The organism is Streptomyces sp. Pv4-95 (assembly GCF_045782725.1).
GTDB lineage: Bacteria > Actinomycetota > Actinomycetes > Streptomycetales > Streptomycetaceae > Streptomyces.
Genome location: NZ_CP127172.1, coordinates 119,939 through 138,879, shown reverse-complemented (window position 1 = coordinate 138,879; position 18,941 = coordinate 119,939). Strand labels below are relative to the sequence as shown.

At 68.5% G+C, this 18,941-nt stretch carries 13 protein-coding genes; 5 read left to right on the top strand and 8 right to left on the bottom strand.

The features are described from left to right. Positions 1-313: 313 nt before the first annotated feature. Positions 314-3,406, bottom strand: coding sequence for a glycoside hydrolase family 18 protein (locus QOM21_RS00615; RefSeq protein WP_407547513.1), 3,093 nt, complete (start codon positions 3,404-3,406; stop codon positions 314-316). Between the two features lie 469 nt (positions 3,407-3,875). Here QOM21_RS00615 and QOM21_RS00610 point away from each other — a divergent pair, with 469 nt between their 5' ends. Further along, the gene (locus QOM21_RS00610; RefSeq protein ID WP_407547512.1) at positions 3,876-5,063 is read left to right on the top strand and encodes a UDP-N-acetylglucosamine--N-acetylmuramyl-(pentapeptide) pyrophosphoryl-undecaprenol N-acetylglucosamine transferase; all 1,188 of its coding nucleotides are present in this window, start codon (positions 3,876-3,878) and stop codon (positions 5,061-5,063) included. A 149-nt stretch (positions 5,064-5,212) separates the two neighbouring features. After that, a complete protein-coding gene (locus QOM21_RS00605) occupies positions 5,213-5,779 on the top strand; it encodes a GNAT family N-acetyltransferase (protein ID WP_407547511.1) in 567 nt (188 codons plus the stop codon). Positions 5,780-6,346: 567 nt separating this feature from the next. Here the strand turns inward: QOM21_RS00605 and QOM21_RS00600 are convergent. The 6 genes from QOM21_RS00600 to QOM21_RS00575 form a co-directional block, all read right to left on the bottom strand. Next, positions 6,347-7,159, bottom strand: a complete 813-nt coding sequence (locus QOM21_RS00600; protein WP_407547510.1) for a phytanoyl-CoA dioxygenase family protein — start codon at positions 7,157-7,159, stop codon at positions 6,347-6,349. 285 nt (positions 7,160-7,444) lie between these two features. Next, complete coding sequence (locus tag QOM21_RS00595; protein WP_407547509.1) at positions 7,445-8,881, bottom strand: glycoside hydrolase family 43 protein; 1,437 nt, start codon at positions 8,879-8,881, stop codon at positions 7,445-7,447. 105 nt (positions 8,882-8,986) lie between these two features. Further along, the gene (locus QOM21_RS00590; RefSeq protein ID WP_407547508.1) at positions 8,987-9,928 is read right to left on the bottom strand and encodes a carbohydrate ABC transporter permease; all 942 of its coding nucleotides are present in this window, start codon (positions 9,926-9,928) and stop codon (positions 8,987-8,989) included. Between the two features lie 2 nt (positions 9,929-9,930). After that, positions 9,931-10,836, bottom strand: a complete 906-nt coding sequence (locus QOM21_RS00585) for a carbohydrate ABC transporter permease (protein ID WP_407547507.1) — start codon at positions 10,834-10,836, stop codon at positions 9,931-9,933. A 31-nt stretch (positions 10,837-10,867) separates the two neighbouring features. Then, positions 10,868-12,211 (bottom strand): ABC transporter substrate-binding protein, encoded by a 1,344-nt coding sequence (locus QOM21_RS00580; protein WP_407547506.1) that lies wholly within the window; start codon positions 12,209-12,211, stop codon positions 10,868-10,870. Between the two features lie 78 nt (positions 12,212-12,289). After that, positions 12,290-14,116 carry a glycoside hydrolase family 2 protein gene (locus tag QOM21_RS00575; RefSeq protein WP_407547505.1) on the bottom strand — a complete coding sequence of 609 codons (1,827 nt, stop codon included), beginning with the start codon at positions 14,114-14,116 and terminating at the stop codon, positions 12,290-12,292. 148 nt (positions 14,117-14,264) lie between these two features. On the opposite strand from QOM21_RS00575, the gene QOM21_RS00570 reads away from it, so the two are divergent. Next, positions 14,265-15,287, top strand: a complete 1,023-nt coding sequence (locus tag QOM21_RS00570; RefSeq protein ID WP_407547504.1) for a LacI family DNA-binding transcriptional regulator — start codon at positions 14,265-14,267, stop codon at positions 15,285-15,287. Positions 15,288-15,942: 655 nt separating this feature from the next. Here the strand turns inward: QOM21_RS00570 and QOM21_RS00565 are convergent. Beyond that, on the bottom strand, positions 15,943-16,950 hold the full coding sequence (locus QOM21_RS00565; RefSeq protein ID WP_407547503.1) for a helix-turn-helix transcriptional regulator: 1,008 nt from the start codon (positions 16,948-16,950) through the stop codon (positions 15,943-15,945). A 63-nt stretch (positions 16,951-17,013) separates the two neighbouring features. Here QOM21_RS00565 and QOM21_RS00560 point away from each other — a divergent pair, with 63 nt between their 5' ends. Together QOM21_RS00560 and QOM21_RS00555 are read left to right on the top strand one after the other, a co-directional pair. Further along, the gene (locus tag QOM21_RS00560) at positions 17,014-17,400 is read left to right on the top strand and encodes a VOC family protein (protein WP_407547502.1); all 387 of its coding nucleotides are present in this window, start codon (positions 17,014-17,016) and stop codon (positions 17,398-17,400) included. A 905-nt stretch (positions 17,401-18,305) separates the two neighbouring features. Then, a complete protein-coding gene (locus QOM21_RS00555) occupies positions 18,306-18,713 on the top strand; it encodes a hypothetical protein (RefSeq protein ID WP_407547501.1) in 408 nt (135 codons plus the stop codon). Positions 18,714-18,941: the final 228 nt, after the last annotated feature.

Below are 18,941 nucleotides of genomic sequence, written 5' to 3'. Positions count from 1 at the left end.
ACGGTTCTCCTGATCAGCAGGAATCGGACTCCCGCATTGATGCCGCGCGCCACCACGGGTTGTGCATGCGTGACATCCACCCACCCCTTGAGGGCCCGATATTGCTCCGATCGCAGCAACGTAACCGGGAACCGCACTGCCTGCCACGGCGAGGCAGACCGCGAGACCAGCCTGCTCGTGGAAGTGGAAGGCGAACGGGAACCGCTTGACCCAAGCGCCCGGAGACGGGTGGTCCAGGCGGCGTGCAGGGGTGGTTCGATGCCCCCGATCAAGCGGTCGGCGCCAGATTCGCGGCCGGCATCAGTGCGGACGCCTATTCGTAGTCGCGCCGGGTGGCGAGTTGTCCCGCCTCCCACATCTCGTGGACGCGCTTCAGGCATTCCTTGTCGGTTTTCACTTCGTCCGCGAGGCGGAGGCCGATGATGTTGTTGGCCTCGTCCGCCTTGTTGTCCGCATCGGACCCGGGGAGGGCCTCCTCGTGCGCTTCGGCCATCTGCTTGGCGAAGTCTTCCCCGAGCCTCTTCTTGAGCAGGCACTGCCAGTACACATGGCGGATGGAGTTCTGCATCTCCGCGTCCGTCATCTGTCCGGTTTCCTTGTACACGTCTTTGTGCACTCCGAGCCATCGGACGATGTTGGCCGGGTATTTGAGGGCTACCCGGGCCTCTGCCCCGGAAATGTTCTTGTCGATGAGGTACCAGTACTTTTTCAGCGCGGAGGGACCTTCCTTCACGAGATCCTTCGCGACCTTGTCGAGGATGCCCGCGGCGTCGGAGAGGTTTTCCGCGACACCGGCCTTGCTGATGCCCGATTGCGCGAGTACGGAGAGGCCTGCTCCTGCAGCGGCGACGGCCAGCCGGTAGGAGAGTGCGAGTTCGGGGGCAAGCACCCAGACAGCCGCGGTACCCACGAACGCGGCGACGCTGAACCAGCTGATGTCCCGAGGTTCGAGGCCCTGCCCTTCGTGGAGTTTCCGGCGGGTCTCCACCATGGTGTCGAAGACGTCCGCACCCGGCACGGTGTTGCATTCGCAGCGGAACTCGGCGTCCCTGGTCACGCTCATCGACATGGTCCAGTCGCCGGCCTGCGGGTTCTCGACGATCAGGCACCGGATTGAGCCGCCCGACATCTTGACGAGTTTGCCGTCCTCGTCGACGTCCTCGTCATAGGTGTTCCCGTCGGGATCCTTGAGGGTCATGACGACGCCCTCAGGAAAGTCGACCGAGTCGTCGTCCTTCGTGATCACCGAGTAGAGGAAGGGCGCGTCCTGGCCGATGGTCATCGTGTTTGTCAGGTTGAACCGTTCCACGTTGCCCAGGCCGTCCAGGGACGGAAGGGTGTCGACCTGGCAGTACATGCAGTCGTTGTCGCCCTTGGCCTGCGCCGTGAACGCGGGGATGGGGCTCGGCTCGTTGCTGACGTCGAAAATGCCCCAGAGTCCGCCGACCCCCTTGTCCTCGATTTCCGTCGGCTCGTCGAAGTACTGGCCGGCGATGAGCGCCGGGGTCTGCTTTGCGGCCTCTTGCCAGTCGTCGCTGAGGGAGAGCCCCCAAAGGCGTGAGGCGTAGCGCGTGTACCCGTCGGGCGCCCCGTCCTTCTCTTCCACATGACCCCAGAACCAGTCCGGGACGTCGTCATTGTCGAGGACGTCGAACTCGCCCCAGAGCCCGAGTGCACCCTTGTCCACGATGCGGGTCGGCCGGTTGAAGTACTGCCTCTTGACCACGGCCGGGCAGTTCTGGGCGACGCTCTTCCAGTCCGCGTCGTTGGGAATGTTCCACAGCCGCGCCGAGAACTGCCGCATGCCGTTGTCTTTGGTTCCGTCGTCCTGGAACTGCAGAGGGCCGGCTGCGTGTCCCAGGAATCCCATGGAGTCCCACAGGTAGGAATTCGCCACCGGGATCGGCGGATCGGTGATGGGTGAGGGCTCGGTGACGGGGTTGCCGGAGGCACGGTAAAGGGCCTCGATGATGCCGTTGCCGTCTTCCCAGACGTCATTGGAGAGTTCCCAGATGATGACGCCCTGCGCGCCCACGTCCTTGAGGAACTTCAGCTTCGTGACGGCGGTGTCCGGGGTTTCGAAATAGATGTTGTGGGCGTACGGGTACTCGCCCGGAGGCAGGGGTTCAGCGAGCTTGGGGCGGGGCGTCTCACCGTCCACCTTGATGTTCGCGTCCTCAGCCTCACGGGCATCCGGGAACTCGTCCAGGATTTCCTTGTACCGCAGCACCTTGTAGCCCGGGGGCACTTCACCGGTGAGGTCGTCCGGCTCCTTGGCCGCGGCGAAGTCGTAGCCGTAGACGGGCACCCCGGCCGCGATCTTGCCGCGGTCCACGCCCTGCCCCGCTCCCTGCCAGTTCAGGAAGAGGGGGTTCGTCCAGTACCAGAGGCAGTCCTCGACCGACAGGATCGGATTGTTCTCCAGAGCGTCGCCGTCCGGGGCGTTCGGATCGGTGCCCGCCCCGGCTCCCGGCCAGCCGCCCTGCTGTTCTTCGAGGTACGACTCCAGATAGACGTCCGCCTCACGGATCTCCGCCGTCTTCTTCCCGCGAATCTTGTGCAGCGCGGAATGTGGGCCGACCGGGGATTTGTCCCACGACCCGGTGAGGTCGTAGGTCATCACGCCGATCCAGTCGAGGTGTTCGGCCATGTCCGGGTCGTAATTGTTCCCGTACCACGAGGTGCCGAAGACGGCTGCCGACACGACCTTGTCGGGCATGGCCTCCTTCAGCCTCTTGGCGAACAACGACAGACCCCGCCCCGCGGGATGCGGCCCGTCACTCTTCATCCGGCCGCCCTGGTCGCCCTGGCCGGGCCTGCCCCACCAGCACTCCAGGTCGAGGTCGACGCCGTCCAGACTGTTGTGGGTGACGTAGTCCACGACGTTGCGCACGGTCTGGTCGAGCTTCGGCGACGCCGGGTCGTTCCCGATCGCCGTCATCAGGTCCAGGAAGGCGAAGTCGTTCGCACCGCCGAGGGCGACCATGATCTTGGCCCCGTACGGGTTCGCGGCCATGTGTACGTCCGGGAGAATGGCGCTGATCTCCCGGACCGAGGCGAGGTCGAATTCGCCGGGGTTCTGCTCGCTGAACGTCAAGAAGGCGATGAGGCCGTGGGTGATGTACTTGTACATCGCACTCTTGCCGTAGTCGAACCCTTCCTCCTTCCGCCAGGTAGGGATGTAGGCAATGACTTTCGCCCGCTCGGTCTCCTTGTGCGGGGTCTGGTCGTACAACTCGTCGAAGTGGCGCCAGCCGTTCTTGTCGGGGTCCCCCACCCCCGGTTCCGAAGCCCAGAATGCGGCACGGAAAATATTGCCCTTGTACTTGGCTACGGCCCCTGTCTGGTAACCCTCGGGCTTCGGCTTCCACTCGGGTACGTTGGGATAATCCGAAGAAAGGCTCACTGAAACTCATTCCCCCTGATGCGGTGTTCGTGCGGTCATGTCCACTCAACCGGATACTTCCTCGCCATCCCAGACCAGATTCAGCCCACCGCCGGCTGAGCTCGGAGATATGCACTCCGCCAGGCCGGGGGTTTCGGGCCAGGCCGGGGTGGGGCGGTGAGTCGTCGGGTCATGTTCGCGATGAAAGCCCAGTAGATGAACGACGCGGGGGTGTCGGGACGGTCGCCGCACTCACGGCTGGGTTGTACCGGGACGGCCGAACCCCCTGAGGGCGATCGTGCTACGCGGTGCCTGGTTGGATGGTGCCCCGGGCCTGCCAGCGGTTTCCTTGCCTCGACTGGCTCGGGCTGGCGGTCGCCCAGGGGGGCGAGCTGGAGCTGGGCGGATGGATCCCGTGGGTGTGGCAGGCTCAGAACCTGGGTCGGCGGCGTTTCAGCCCCGGCAGCCGAGCGCCAGACTGGAGCCCTTCGTGACCAGCGACAACCACTGTGCCTCACCCACTTCAGCCTTCCGGTTGCTCGTCACCGGTGGTGGGACCGGCGGCCACACGTATCCGGCCCTTACTGCTGTGCGCACCTTGCAGGCCCGGCTCGCGGCTCAGGGCGGCGTACTTGAGGTGATGTGGGTGGGTAAGGCCGACAGTCTGGAGTCGCGCGTCGCGGCGGCTGAGGGAATCCCGTTCGCCGCGGTGGCCACAGGCAAGATTCGTCGCTCGAGGAACCCGCTGAAGCTGATCTCGCCGGCGAACGTCGCCGACATGAGCAGGGTGCCGTTGGGAATCCTCCAGGCCCGCAGGGTGATCAGCGGGTTCCGTCCGGACGTGGTCTTGGCCACTGGCGGGTACGTCGCGGTCCCGGTGGGCGTGGCCGCGACCAGGCTGTGCCACGTCCCGCTGGTCGTGCACGAACAGACTGTCCGCCTCGGACTTGCCAACAAGACCCTTGCCGGCGCGGCGACGCGGGTAGCGGTGTCCTCGGACTCAACTCTCTCCCTTCTGCCCGAAGCGGTGCGCTCAGCGACAGTGGTCACCGGCAACCCCGTGCGGCCCGAAGTGTTCACCGGTGACGCCGACAAGGCGATCGATGCCCTGTCGCTGCATGGCTTCGGCCGCCGCCTGCCCACCGTCTACGTCACCGGCGGCGCCCAGGGGTCACAGCAGATCAACGAAGCGGTGAGCGCCATCCTGCCGTGGCTGCTCGACCACGCGAATGTGATCCACCAGTGCGGGCCGGACAACGTCGAGGGACTGAGCCGGCGCGTCTCACGCCTTCCCGCGCAGGCTGCGGCGCGCTATCACCTGACCGGCTACGTCGGCTCTGAACTACCCGACGTCATGGCGCTTGCCGATGTGGTGATTTCGCGCAGCGGAGCGGGGACCATCGCCGAGCTGACAGCACTGGGGAAAGCCTCGGTGCTCATCCCGCTCGCCACATCGGCTGGGAACGAGCAGGCGCACAACGCCGGCCAACTGGAGGAGGCCGGCGCTGCCGTTACCGTGCTCGGCGACGTCACCTCCGACCGGCTGCATGAGGCGGTCGCCCCGCTGCTCACCGACCCCGCGCGGCGGGTGGCGATGGCGGAGCGGGCCCGAGCGTATGGGAAGCCGGACGCGGCGGACAGGCTGGTGGACGTGATCCTTTCCGCCGCCTCCGGCTGACCGGCCGCAGTGAGTCTGTGTGCGTTCCTCTCACCGCAGATCGCTTGGAACGTTTGTGAGGCTGTGGTGGCGGATGATGTCGCGGGCTGGTTGCCGGACTGCTTCGAAATCGCTGGACATCTTTCGGGTCAGTCGGTGAGCATCCGCACGTGACAGATGAAGCCGATCGCCGGAGGCCGCTCACGCGGAGCCCGAAAAGTGTCCGTTTTGTTGAGCTGTCCGGTGGGGCGATGTCCGCCTTGCTGGCTGGAGACCTGTCCGGAGCCAGCAGGATGTCCGGGGTTTCCCTGACCGAGTACTTCGTGACCGACGGGGCGCGGTGGCTGTGGCGGTTCCGGCTCGACCAGATGGCCGCCGAACCCGGCCATGGGCGGTGGATGGTACGGCAGGTGGTCGTCGGCGATGAGGGCCTGGTCGTCGGACATGCCGGGTTCCACGGACCGCCCGATGAGGTCGGGATGGTCGAGATCGGCTATTCCGTCGCTCCCGGCTTCCGCCGCCAGGGGTATGCCCGATCCACGCTGATCGAGTTGCTTCGCCGGGCAGCAGCGGAACCCGCAGTTACGACCGTGCGGGCGACGATCAGCCCCGACAATGTGGCATCCCTGGCCACGATCTCGGGTTTCGGCTTCGTTGAGGTCGGAGAGCAGTGGGATGAGGAGGACGGCCTCGAACTCGTCTTCGAGGTCCCTGCCTGCCGGGTTCCACCAGCTTGAGGTGCGGGTTCACGGCAGAACGCTGAGCTGTGACCCTGGCGTCCGGCGCGGTGGTCAGGCCGCGGCAGCCGGCGAGTGCCCGCCCCAGCAGCCAGCCGTGCAGGGCTCGGGTCTGCACGGTGTGGTTGGGGTGCTCAGGGTTGGCGATGGTGGACTGCCGCAGCGGGCGGGCCGAAGTGGGCCTCGATCGGTCGGCCCAGGGGGCGTTGGTCGGGGCGAAGGGCAGCTCGACCTTGCTCTTCTTCCGCCAGTGCCGGATCCCTTCAGAGGGAGCATGTCCGCACGCAGCCGTGCCGACCTCTGCCCGGTGAGCCGGCGCAGACCGGTTCGCACCGAAGCCCAGGTGCACACAGCGAGGACACGCCCGGTATTGGTGATGACGATGCAGCACGCGGCGGGAGGACCGATCGGGCGTGCCGGCGTTGCCGCCATCGAGAACATTGGAGCGGATGTGGTCGGCAGCGGCCCGGATATGGTCGGCCCGTGGGAAACGCTGGTGTGGCGTTGCCGGACGTGCCGCTGCCCGGGCACCGGTTCTCCGCCCGGTTCAGGAACGGTGCAGCATGGCTACTCAGCGCTTCGATGAGTGCCGGCCCCGTCCGGACCGGGGGAGTCCATTCCCAGGCCCCGACGGATGGCGGTTTCCACGGGTGAGTACGCGCCGTCGCTCCGTTCCCATGCGTACGGCGCGGCCGGCAGCAGCGGCGGCTGGGCCATGAAGCGCGGCCGGACTCCATGGTGCGGTTGCGCCGCGTGCACCAGGAACGGATGGCACAGATAGACGTCACCCGGGGACCCGGTGGCGAGGGCGAGTGGCCGGTGGTCGGACGCCGCCACCAGATCGGGCGCAAGGTCCAGCCCGCTGGCCCCGTCCTCGCCGTACTTCTCCAGCACCTTCGGCACGTCGAGGTGAGAGCCGATCCGGATCCGGGTCGGGGCGTCCTCCTCACCCACCTCGCTGAACAGGAACAGCATCAGCAGCGCCCGGCCCCGGGAGCGCAGATTTGTGAAGTACCAGCTCTCGCCCTCCGGCAGATAGCTCCCCTCGATGTGCCAGCCGGCGTCCGCCGGCTCCTCCGCGTGCGGAAAGCGCAAAGGGAAGGTGCCCAGCGAGTAGCGCGGCTCCCAGCACCCCTCGCCGACCAGCAGGTCGTACGCGCGGTGTAGGGACGGGGAGTTGGGTGCGGCGGCGAATGGCCCCTGCGCCATGCCGGCCACCCAGTGCACGGGCTGCGTCCACGTCGCTGGATCGTCCGGATCGCAGCCCGTCTCCCGCCACAGCAGCCGGGCGCAGTCCGCGGCCACGCGCGGTGCGACGGCGCCCTCCAGCTTCACGAAGCCGTCGCGGAGGAAGCGGGTCACCAAGGTCGTGTCATCCATGCCGCCATCGTGGGGCGGCACCGGTCCCGCTCACCCGACAGTATCCGCACCACCTTTGTCGGGCGTTCACCTCGTCCCCGCGCTCCGGGAGGAGAGGGAGATGCTGGTGCACGAGGACCGCAGGCCGGGGCGCTCGTGGGATGTGGGCCCGCCCGTCGATCGTCCCCTGGCCGCGCCGGTCACCCACTGGCGGAAGCCTCCGTGCCCTGGGCCCGGGCTGCCCGCGACCTGAAGAAAGGTCGCCGCGCCAGCCCGGGCTTCGCGTCGGCGTCGTGCGGCTGCACCTCAGTCCGTGTACACCTCGGCCCGGTCCACGCTCACGAAGGCGGCCCCGGACGACCCGTTGTGCTCGCCCGTCACCCGGACCCGCAGGGTGTGCTCGCCGTTCGCCAGGCGCGGGCTGAGGTACTGGAGCGTCTCGCCGGTGCGGATCGCGCCGTGGAAGTCGACGCGCTTCTCCGGGCCGCCGTCCACGCTGATCGCCGCGATGCCGTTGCCCGTGTCGCGGACGGAGAGCAGCGCGATCCGGGTGCCCTTGAAGGTGTACGTCGCGGTGTTGCCGGCCTGGTCACTCCAGTGGTCGTCGCTCCAGAAGCACTGCGTGGCGCAGCCCGTGCCGGAGTTCCACGTGCCGGTGTACGCGACTGTCCCGGGGCCGCTGGAGCGGCCGTCGTCGTTGATCCAGTAGGTGCCGGAGCCCGGGTCGCCGGACGGAAGGTCCTGCGTCGCGCCGATCGCCATGGGAGCGCCGAGGCCGGGGCTGCCGTCGGCGTTCCAACTGATCTTCTGTGCGCGGGTCGTGCGGTCGCTGTAGGTGTTCACCGCCGTGGTTTTGGCGTGGTAGATCAGCCAGTCCTCCTTGCCGTCGGGGGACTTGAAGAAGGCGTGGTGTCCGGGGCCGAACACGCCGCGGTCGTCGGCGCGGGAGAAGACGGGGCCCGAGTGTTGCGACCAGTTGCCGGGGACGAGCGGGTCGGCGCCGTCGGGCAGTGACATCATCCAGACCTGGTAGTCGGGCTTGCCGGTGTCGCAGGTCGAATACGTCATCCAGGTACGGCCGTTGCGGTTCAGGAATTCGGGGCCTTCGCGCACCTCGGGGCAGCCCCCGGCCCCATTGATCGCGACCGCGTCGCCCGAGACGGTGTACGGGTTCGACATCGGCGCGATGTTCAGGCCGTTGTGCTGGTACGCGTTGATGCCGCTGTACGCGAGGTAGAGGCGGCCGTTGTGCTGGAGGATGCCCGGGTCGATGGCGAAGTCGTTCGCGTGGTTGGGCGGGGTGAGCTTCGCCTTGAAGTGGTACGGGCCCGCCGGGTCGTCCTTCTCCGACTCCAGGACGTACAGCCGGTGATGGTCGTCCGTGCCGTCGTCCGCCGTGTAGTACAGGTACCAGCGGTCACCGAAGCGGTAGAACTCGGGGGCCCAGATGTGCTGGTTGCGGGAGGCGTCGGTGTCCGTCCACACCGTGATCGGGTCGGCGTCGAGCAGCGTGCTCAGGGACGGCGAACGCCACATCTTGATGCTGTCGCCCTGAGTCGTGGTGAGGTGGTAGGCCCCCTTCGCGTACGAAACGAAGGGGTCGGGGCCGGTGTTGAGCGGATTACGGAAGGTACCGGCAGCGTTGGGCGCCTCGCGCCCCGCGGTGGCCTCCGGTGCGCAGACCAGGCCGACGAGCAGGGTCAGGAGAGCGGCGAGCAGTGGCGTGCGGTAGCGGGCGCGCATGGGCGAATCCCTTACATCGATGTAAGTGCATTGCTTCAGGACCGTAGGGAAGGGGCCGGGGGAGTGTCAACGCAGGGTGTGCGCAGGCGAGTCGGGGGCGGGCAGTCACTGTCCGCCGAGGCCCGTGGTCGCCACCGATTGCACGATGTGCCGCTGGAAGAACACGAACACCGCCACGAGCGGCAGCGCGGCCAGCACGGCCGAGGCCATCGACTGCGCGTACTGGACGCCGTACGCGTCCTTCACCGACGTGATCCCGACGGGCAGCGTCATCAGCGACGGATCGGAGGTCGACACGAACGGCCACAGGAAGTTGTTCCATGCGCCGATGAACACGAAGATCGCCACGGCGGCGAGCATCGGCCGCGACAGTGGCAGCAGCACGGACCAGAAGATCCGCCAGTGCCCCGCGCCGTCGATCCTGGCCGCCTCCTCCAACTCCCGCGGCAGCGAGTCGAAGTGCTTCTTCAGGATGAACACCATCACCGGCGCCACCGTCTGCGGAAGGATCACCGCCGCGTAGGTGTCCAGCAGGTGCAGCGTCAGCATCTGCTGGAACCACGGCACGATCAGGATCTGCGGCGGCACCAGCACGGCCGCGACAGTGAGGACGAAGAGCGTGCGGCGGCCGGCGAACAGCGTGCGGGAGAACGCGTACCCCGCCATGGCGGAGACCAGGACGGTGACCACGGTGACGGCCGAGGAGATGAGCAGGCTGTTGAGCATCCACAGCGGCAGGGCTCCGCGCTCCCACACGCTGCTGAATCCCTGGAGGGTGAAGCCGTGCTCCGGCCACAGCCAGTGCAGCGGATCACTGGCGTCCCGCTCGGATTTGAACGCCGTCAGCAGCGCCCACGCCATGGGCAGCAGCCAGACCAGGGCTGCCACCGCCAGCGCGGCGAGGGCGAGCGTGCGCGCCGTCCGGCTCGCCCCGAGCGTCAGGTTCGTATGCGACCGGGCAGGACGCCGCGGTGGCCTCGATGTGCGCAGGGGCCGGGCGGCCCGGGGATCGGAAGCGGTGTCGGCGGGGGCATCGGTGGCGGTCATGGTCACTTCTCCCGGCGGCGGAGTGCGAGGAACTGGGCGGCGGACGCGAGGAGAACGAGGGCGAAGAAGAGGTAGCTGATCGCCGAGGCGTAACCGAGCCGGTATCCGGTGAAGCCGACGTCGTAGACATACTCGACGACGGGACGCGTCGAGTTGTTCGGGCCGCCCTTGGTGAGCAGATAGACCTGGTCGAAGACCTTCAGGGAGGCCAGGATCTGCAACACGGTGATCACCATTGTGATGCGGCTCAGTTGAGGCAGCGTGATCGACCTCAGGCGCCGCCATGCCCCGGCGCCGTCGATCGCCGCGGCCTCGTACAGGTGGTCAGGGACCGACTGCAACGCGGCCAGATACAACAGGAAGTTGAAGCCGACCGTCCACCACAGCGTGGTCAGTGCGATCGCCCACAGGGCCACCGACTCGTCGCTGAGCCAGGAGAGCTGACCGAGCCCGACCGCGTCGAGGAGGTGGTTGTAGAGGCCGAGGTCGGGTTGGTAGAGCCAGATCCACAGCAGACCGACGACACCGACGGGCAGTAGATACGGCGCGAAGAACGCCAGCCGCCATATCCACCGACCGGGCAACCCGGTGTGCACGAGCAGGGCCATGACGAGCGCCACGACGACGAGCGGCACGGTCGAGATGAGGGTGAACCACGCGGTGTGTCCGAGCGCCCGCCACATCTCCGCGTCCTGGATCGCCTCGGTGAAGTTGCCGAGGCCGACGAAGGAGGGGGTGTGCGCCGACAGGGCCCGGTCCGTCAGGCTCATCCACAGGCCCTGGCCCAGCGGCCAGAGCATGAACACCGCGAACAGGGCGAGGAAGGGCAGCGCGAAGAGCAGGCCGGGGGGCAGCAGCAGCCGCCGCACCGACCCCCCTGGCCGGGGCGAGGCGTGGGGAGAGGACATCGTGGTGCCTCCTGAGGGGGCGCGCGGCCGGTCAGGCCGGGCTGGGCTTGGCTAGGAAGGTGTTCAGGCGACGCACCATCGCACGCGCCGCACGGTCCGGGGCGAGACCGTCGAGCAGGGCCTGCTGGAGCACCTGCGACATGGCGTTCTGGAAGTCGGAGCCCGCGCCGGCGAACCAGACCGCCGGGTCGAGCACGACGTGGTCGGCGGCCGTCTTGTAATGCGCCTGGGGCAGCAGGCCGGCGTACTCCGTCGTCCGGGTGACCGGTTGGTAAGCGGGAATGTGGCCCGCCGTCGCCCAGATCTGACCGGCCTTCAGGAGCGCCGCCACTGCCCGGTGCGCCCGGCGGCGGTGCGCGGCTTCGGGGTGGTCGCGGTGGGGGAGGACGAAGGCGTGCGAGTCGGCGTAGACGGCCGGGGTGCCGAAGACGGTGGGGAACGGGGCGGCGCCCACGTTCTTGTCCGCGGCCCGGTACGTGCCCAGCTCCCACTCGCCCGACAGGGTCATCGCGGTCTGCCGGTTGGTGAACGCTGCCAGGCCGGCGTTGTAGTCGAGCCGCTTGGGGTTCACGCGGCCGTCCACCACCTTGGCCATGAACGCGATGACCTCGGCCATCCGGTCCACGTCCACCTCTGCAGGACCGCCTGGGGGGAGCGTGAACGCGCCGCCCGTCTGCCGGTACAGGCCGTAGAACAAACGCCAGCCCTGGGCGGTGTCGGTGACGTATCCGAAGGCGATGCCCTGCTTCCCGGATGCCCTCGCCAGCTCCTTGCCCGCCGCGAGGAAGCGGTCGGGGGAGGACAACGCGTCCACGTCGAGCGTGCCGTCCTTCGTGAGGAGCCCGGCTTTCCGCACCGGCTCGGGGTGAAAGAAGACGATGAACGGGTGGGTGTCGAGGGGGACCGCGTAGGTCCTGCCCTCGTACTGGGTACGTGACCACACCGCGTCGGCGAAGTCCTCGCGTCGGACGCCGAATTCGGCCAGCAGGTCCAGGTCCCACGGATCCACCAGGCCGGTCGGCGCGTACCCCGCAAGACGCGACATGTGTGCGACGGCGACGTCAGGGCCGCGTCCGCCGGCCGAGGCCATGGCGAGTTTCGTGTAGTACGGGGTGCCCCACTCCAGGACGGTGCGCTCGATGCGGGTGCCCGGCATGCCGGGCCGTGCCGCGCGCACCATGTCGTTGAGCAGGGCGCCGTCGGCCCCGCTGAACAGGTCCCAGAGGCGGACGGCCGACTCGCCGGCCGCCGACGCGCTGTCACAGCCGCTGAGCGCCCCGGCGCCCAGGACCGTGGCCCCGGCGGCGAGCGCGGTGGTGAGCGCGCGTCGCCGGGTGAGCGCGGTGCGACCGACGGGAGCAGGTGTGCCGGTCATCCGGCTCCTTCCCCGGGCTGCGGCGGACGGAGCCACCGCCACCCGGAAATTACATCGATGTAAGGGCCAATGGCTGAGCTAGTGCGAGCCTTCGAAGGCCGCGGGACGCAGCTGCGCGGCCCGCAACAGGGCGGTGTCGACCTTCTCGCCGCGGTCGAAACGGTAGATGCCGTTGCGCTCCTGAAAGACATCGGTCAGCTGGGTGTAGCAGTAGCCGAACATGTCCGGGTTACCGAGCAGCACCCCCGTCAGGCCGGTGAAGCGGTCGATGAACTCCTGCGCGCTGCGGGGCCGTTCGCCGTACCCCCAGGAAGAGTCGACCTCGTCGCCCGCTGCCTCGGCGGCCGCCCGTGGGTCCCACCAGATGCCGCCGAACTCGCTGCAGAAATAGGGCTGTCCGCCGTAGGGGACGGACCATGGGCGACCGTCGGGCCCCGCGTTCACGTACGGCTCGTCCTGCGCGAGCCCGTGCATGATCTTGGCGAAGGCAGTGGGGTCCTGCTCGTAGCAGTGCGAGTCGTACACGTCGGTCTCCGGGACCCGGTGCGCGTAGCCGGATGCGTCGATGACCGGGCGGGTGCCGTCGGCCAGCTTGGTGGCCAGGAACATCGCCCGGGTGACGTCATCGAGCTGGGTGATGCGGTCGTGCAGATGCTGGTACGTCTCGTTGAGCGGGCACCATCCGACGACCGAGGGGTGGGAGTAGTCCCGCTCCAGGGCCTCCAGCCACTGTGTGACGTAGCCGGCGTCGGGGCGTTGATTGTCGTCGCGCACGCCGACCTCGCAGCCCCAGTCGCCGAACTCGCCCCACACCAGGTAGCCGAGCCGGTCCGCGTGGTACAAATACCGCTCCTCGAAGACCTTCTGATGCAGCCGGGCGCCGTTGAAGCCTGCGGCCAGGCCGAGTTCGATGTCGCGTACGAGGTCCGCGTCACTCGGCGCGGTCATCAGGCCGTCCGGGTAGTAGCCCTGGTCGAGCACGAGACGCTGGAAGACGGGTGCGCCGTTCAGGAGCAGCCGCTTGCCGTCGACCGAGACCGAGCGCAGGCCCGCATAGGACCGGACCCGGTCCACCGTCGCCCCTTCCCCGTCGAGGACCTCGATCGTGAGGTCGTACAGGTGCGGGTCGCCCGGCGACCAGACGCGCAGCCGATCCTCGGGAACGCACAGGGCGAGGCGGGGGCTGAAGTCGAGATCGGCGCGGGCCTCGGCGGTGACGATGGCGCCCTGCTCGTCCGCCAGGGTCGCGCGGACCCGATGCCCGGGCGCGTTCCCGGTCAGGGGCAGCTCCAGGAAGAACGCGCCGGACGCCAGGTCCGGCGTGATGCGCGGCCGCTTCAGCGCCATGGTCCGGGGCACCGGCTCCAGCCACACGGTCTGCCAGATGCCGGTCGTGCGGGTGTAGTGGCAGTGCGTGTTCGCGTACCAGGTGGCCTGCTTGCCGCGGGCCTGCGGGCCATGCCGGCTGTCGCGGGCCCGCAGCACGAGCGTCAACTCCCGCCCGGCCACGGCCACCTCGCCGAGATCGGCGGTGAACGGGGTGAACCCACCGCGATGCCGCGCCACTTCCACGCCGTCCGCCCATACGGTCGTGTCGTGGTCCACGGCCCCGAAGTGCAGCAGCACCCGGGCGTCGGCCCACTCGGCGGGCACGGTCACGGTCCGCCGGTACCAGACAGCCTCCAGGAAGTCGGTCTCGCCGACTCCGGACAGCTCCGACTCTGGGCAGAACGGCACGGTGATGACACCGTTCAACTCACGCTCACACAGGCCCCGTTCGCGCCCGGTGTCCGCGCGATCGATCTCGAACTGCCACTCGCCGTTGAGATTGAGCCAGGTCTCGCGGGCGAACTGTGGGCGCGGATATTCCGGCCGCGGCAGGCCCTGGGCGTACGGAACGGGCATGGTGCTCCTCGCTCGTGGGTGCGGTGCCACTCGGTGCGGGCTCATGGCACCATGGCGGTTACATCGATGTAAATATCGGAGCGGCCGAGGCTCCGGCCCGAAACCGATTCGTGATGCTCGATACGATCGCGGACGGCAGACGGAAGGTATGAGCAGCGTGGCGGCCAGACCCAGGATCAAGGACGTGGCGGAGTACGCGGGCGTCTCGCCCAAGACCGTCTCCAACGTGATCAACAACTTCGAGCACGTGTCGGACCGGACCCGCGAGGCCGTACGCGAGGCCATCGACGCCCTCGGCTACCGCGTCAACATCGCCGGACGCCAGCTCCGCCAGGGCCGCACGGGCATGATCACCCTTGCCGTGCCCGAACTCGACGTCGCGTACTTCTCCGAACTGGCCAAGCACGTGATGGTCGAGGCCGACCGCCGGGGCCGGACGGTGCTTCTGCACCAGACCGGCGGCGCCCGTGAGCGGGAACTCGCCGCCCTGCACGGCTTCGACGCGCAGTTCACCGACGGCGTGATCCTCAGCCCGCTCGCCCTGCAGCCCCGCGATCTCGCCACACGCGACCGCGGACTGCCGGTCGTCCTGCTCGGTGAACGCCCCGCCGAGGGCAGTACCGACCATGTCGCCATCGACAACGTGCGAGCCGCGCGCGAGGCCACCGAGCACCTGCTCGCACGGGGTCGGCGCCGCATCGCCGTCGTCGGCGGCAAGGTGCGCGGCCCCCAGGGCACCGACCGGCTACGCACCGACGGCTACCGCGAGGCGCTGAAGGCGGCGGGGATCCCCTTCAACGGCGACCTCGTGGTGCCGGTGGACGCGTACCACTGGACGGACGGAGCGCGGGCAGCGGCCGCGCTCATGGGCTCCGACCAGCGCCCGGACGCGCTGCTCTGCCTCAACGACCACCTCGCGCTCGGAGCGCTGCGCGCCCTGTACGAGTTGGGTCGGAGCGTCCCCGGCGACCTGGACGTGGTCGGCTTCGACGACATCGAAGCCTCCCGCTTCAGCGTGCCGAGCCTGACCACGGTGTCCCCGGACAAGAAGGCGATCGCCCGCGCCGCCGTGGCGCTCCTGCTCGACCGGATCGACGAGCCGGCGACGGGCCCGCTGCAGGGCCATGTGGTGGGCCACGAGCTGAAGGTGCGGGAGAGCACAGGGGGGTGAGCGGCCGCCGATCGCCCTCCCGGTACCGCCCTATCGCCCTTGAGTGATCACCGCCTTCTCGGAGGGCCAAGACGCAGACCCGATGCTCTGCTCGGTGACCGCAGCTACGTCGGGCACCGGGCAGCCCCGGGCCCGCCCCGAACACGTCGCGGGATGGGCTCCTCAGCCTGCGGATTCCGCGCATACCTCCGCCGGCGCGGGAGGCAGACGCCTCGCTGTGAATGTCCCTGCGCGGGTTCAGCAGGGCTGTCTACCGGCGCCGTAACGTCTTCGAACGCCGGTCATAGCCAGCCTGCGATCTGCTCGGGGGAGCAATGCAGAGCCAGCTCGGCTCTCCCGCGCGCCGAGGGCGCCGCTGGACGGGCCTGGCCTGCTTGGACCGGCGCCCACGCGCTTACGCGGCCACATCGGCGGACGCGGCACGGTAGGCGCCCCCGACGCCGTTCGGGCGATCTCGCGGGAGACAGTCGAAGACGGCCTGCCCAGATGCCTGGACAACTGCCGGGGAAATCCTCCAGTGGCGATGCTGCGGGACATCTCCTCCCACTCTCCGCTGGTCAGATGCCGCTCTGATCGCGTCTGCGGGGTGAGGAGGACGCCGCCGCTCTGGTAGCGGACTGGCGGCGCCGTGCATCGGCCCCGAGCGCCCGCCCGATCAAGCTGAACGACCGTCCCTCGCGTCAGCGTCTCCAAAGCTCATCCCTGGCGGACCATGCGCGTTGTCCTCGAAGAGTTCCTGGGTACGGCGCAGCAGCGCTTGCCGTACTGCCGCCGGTGACAGGACTCGCAGGGGTGTGGCCAGGCTGAGGAGGTACCTGGCGAGCCCGTCCGCGTCGGGACCGCCGATGTCGACGATCGTGGCGTCGGGGCCTTCGGGACGGTGGGTACCGACCGTCGACGGGATCAGCCGCAGTGCCTGGTCCATGGACACCGGGAGGCGGATAGTCGCAGAGAGCGGGTAGGGGCCGGTCGCGACGGAGCGGGAGACGAGCAGCGCCGGGTCGGGCGGGTCGATGAGCTCCACCGGGTGCCCGGTTGGCCGTAGTTGGTCGACCCTGTCGGCCCGAAAGGTCCGCCATTGACCCTGTGTCACATCTCGGGCGACGAAGTACCAGCGGCGTCCGGTGTGGACCAGGCGGTAGGGGTCAACCTCCCGGATCGTGGCCCGGCCTTCCCAGTCGCGGTACGAGAGGCGGGCGCGCTCACCCCGGCGGCATGCGGCGGCCAGTTCCAGCAGCATGCCGGGCGTGATCTGAGGCTCGTCGGGTCTGGGAGTGTGCACGAAGGCGGCGTCCATCTCGCCCAGCCGGTCCGCGATCCGCTGCGGCAGCACCTGCTGCAGTTTCAGCAGCGCCGACAGTGCGGCTTGGTCGCCACCGAGAGCGCCGCTCAGCGCCGCCTCGCGCAGCCCGACAGCCACGGCGAGTGCTTCTTCGTCATCGAGGATCAGCGGCGGCACCCGGGAACCGGCACGGAGGCGATATCCGCCCCATGGCCCGGGCTCGGACTCGACGGCGTAGCCGAGTTCCCGGAGCTTGGCGATGTCCCGCCGTACCGTGCGCTCGGTGACCGCCATCCGGTCGGCCAGCTCACCGCAGGTCCACTGCGGCCGGGCGACCAGCAAGGAGGTCAATCGCAGCAGGCGGGCGGATGCGCTGATCACCTGTTGAAGTGTTCCACATGACCAGGACCGAAACTGTCCGGGTCCCGTCGTAGCGTCTTCTCCATGAACACGGAAACAACCTCCGCACCCACGTTCCGCTACTCGGCCGTCACCTTCGACTGCCCGGATCCTGCCGAACTGGGCCGCTTCTACGGCGAGGTGCTCGGCCTGCCCACCGTCTTCTCCACCGACCACTTCGTCCTGCTCGGCCAAGAGGGCGCGGCCGGGCTGGGCTTCAACCGCCTGACCGACTACCGCCGTCCCACCTGGCCAGACCCTTCCCAGGAAAAGCAGGCCCACATCGAACTGGGCGTCGATGACTTGGATGCAGCCCAAGCCCGGCTACTCGCCCTGGGGGCCGTCAAGCCCGACTTCCAACCGGACCCTGACCGGTGGCGGGTTCTGCTGGATCCCGCAGGCCACCCGTTCTGCATCTCCACCCTGGTTTGAGTACGAGCCGCAAAGCATGGACGACGATCGCGCACCGGGGCAGGCGCAGCGCCGGTGCGCTGCTGCTTCAGTGGCGGCCGGGGGACTGGGCGTCGCTGGTCCTGTCGGCAGGGTGAGGCGTGGTGGGCCGGTCCAGCTGACTGTGACCGCCAACTCACGAGAGCTGTGATGCGCGACGGGAGGTTCTCCTAGTGGAGGGGGTGAAGAAGCCGCGGCAGGGTGAGGGCTGCAAGCTGGCCGGCCGCAGCTGGCACTCTTACTACGACGGCAAGACGGTGACCAATGCGCGCGAGCTCGACATCGATCACATGGTTCTCCTTGCCGAGGCCTGGGACTCCGGCGCGCCTCGAAGTGGAGCGCACATCGCCGCGAGGCCTACGCCAACGACCTCGGCGTGGAACGCTTTCTGGTCGCTGTCAGCCTGTTGCCCAACCGCACCAAGGGGGAGCTGTGGTCACCGGCCTGCTCTTCACCGTTGCGCCTGTGCGCCACCAGGCTCCGATACAACAGTCGCGGCACCAGGCAGCACGGCGCCGTCGCCCCACCGGTCGCAGCCGGGAGTGACACTTTTGCCGCTCGCGCCGCAGTGGGTAGTGCCGATCAATTGTCGGTGGCATGGTGCCTTGAGTGATTGCGGTCCCCCCGCCCTCAAAGCTGCCACGCGCGGCGCGGGAGGTCCCTGACGGGCCTCCCGCGCCATTGGCCCGTTGGCGCAGCGATGGCGATCCGAGGCGGCAATGTGAATTAGTGGTGAAGGGAGTTTCGGATTCGTCTGATGGGTAATGTGCAGGACCGTGACTTACCCCAATGACGGTATACCGCAAAATCGCCCCTACAACGCCCCTCCAAACCCTCCCTACCAGGGCGGACCAAACGCGCCAGGCGGCGATACGGCTCCGCTTCCCATGAGCGGGGAGGGCGCCCCGTATTACGGCAATTCGCCCTCGCCCTACGATCCTGCCCCGCCGCAGGCGTACGCCCCCGATCCGAATGCAGTCCCCCACTCCAGAAGGGGCAGGGGAGGGGGACAGCGAGGCGTCGGAGCGGACAGATTCGCCTTGACCATTCACGGTCTGGCGGATGTCGCCGCGGCCTTTCTCGGGCTGTGGATCCTGCTGTACCTGCTCGAAGCGAACCAGGCGAACGTCTTCGTCGACTTCGTGCACGGCGTGGCCGGCTGGCTCGCCGGCTGGTCACAGGACATCTTCGTCATGGACGCCGAAGGGTTGCGCGTCTTCTTCAACTACGCCCTCCCCGCGCTGGTTTACCTCGCGGTCGGCCATGGCGTAGCCGCCTGGCTGCGGCGCCTCTGACTGTGCTTCCGCCGGCCTCAAGGGGGCGCAGATCGGCTGCGCCCCCCTTAGCACTGAAGCAGGGATACCGGCCGTCGGCCGCCCCAGCGTATTCCGTTCTGCAACTGCGCGGTGATGCTGCCGAGTCGGGGGCAATGGCGCTCGGCCTCGGCTTGCCCGAATTCTCATAATCGGACCTGACTGCCCGTTCAGTCGTCCCCTTGCGTATGCGACGGGACGTCATAATCG

Bases quoted from the DNA above. Each gene is read 5' to 3' on its own strand.
- QOM21_RS00575 (WP_407547505.1), bottom strand. From the start codon at position 14,116: ATGCCCGTTCCGTACGCCCAGGGCCTGCCGCGGCCGGAATATCCGCGC.
- QOM21_RS00555 (WP_407547501.1), top strand. From the start codon at position 18,306: ATGAGCGGGGAGGGCGCCCCGTATTACGGCAATTCGCCCTCGCCCTAC.
- QOM21_RS00590 (WP_407547508.1), bottom strand. From the start codon at position 9,928: ATGACCGCCACCGATGCCCCCGCCGACACCGCTTCCGATCCCCGGGCC.
- QOM21_RS00585 (WP_407547507.1), bottom strand. From the start codon at position 10,836: ATGTCCTCTCCCCACGCCTCGCCCCGGCCAGGGGGGTCGGTGCGGCGG.
- QOM21_RS00595 (WP_407547509.1), bottom strand. From the start codon at position 8,881: ATGCGCGCCCGCTACCGCACGCCACTGCTCGCCGCTCTCCTGACCCTG.
- QOM21_RS00570 (WP_407547504.1), top strand. From the start codon at position 14,265: ATGAGCAGCGTGGCGGCCAGACCCAGGATCAAGGACGTGGCGGAGTAC.
- QOM21_RS00600 (WP_407547510.1), bottom strand. From the start codon at position 7,159: ATGGATGACACGACCTTGGTGACCCGCTTCCTCCGCGACGGCTTCGTG.
- QOM21_RS00560 (WP_407547502.1), top strand. From the start codon at position 17,014: ATGAACACGGAAACAACCTCCGCACCCACGTTCCGCTACTCGGCCGTC.
- QOM21_RS00580 (WP_407547506.1), bottom strand. From the start codon at position 12,211: ATGACCGGCACACCTGCTCCCGTCGGTCGCACCGCGCTCACCCGGCGA.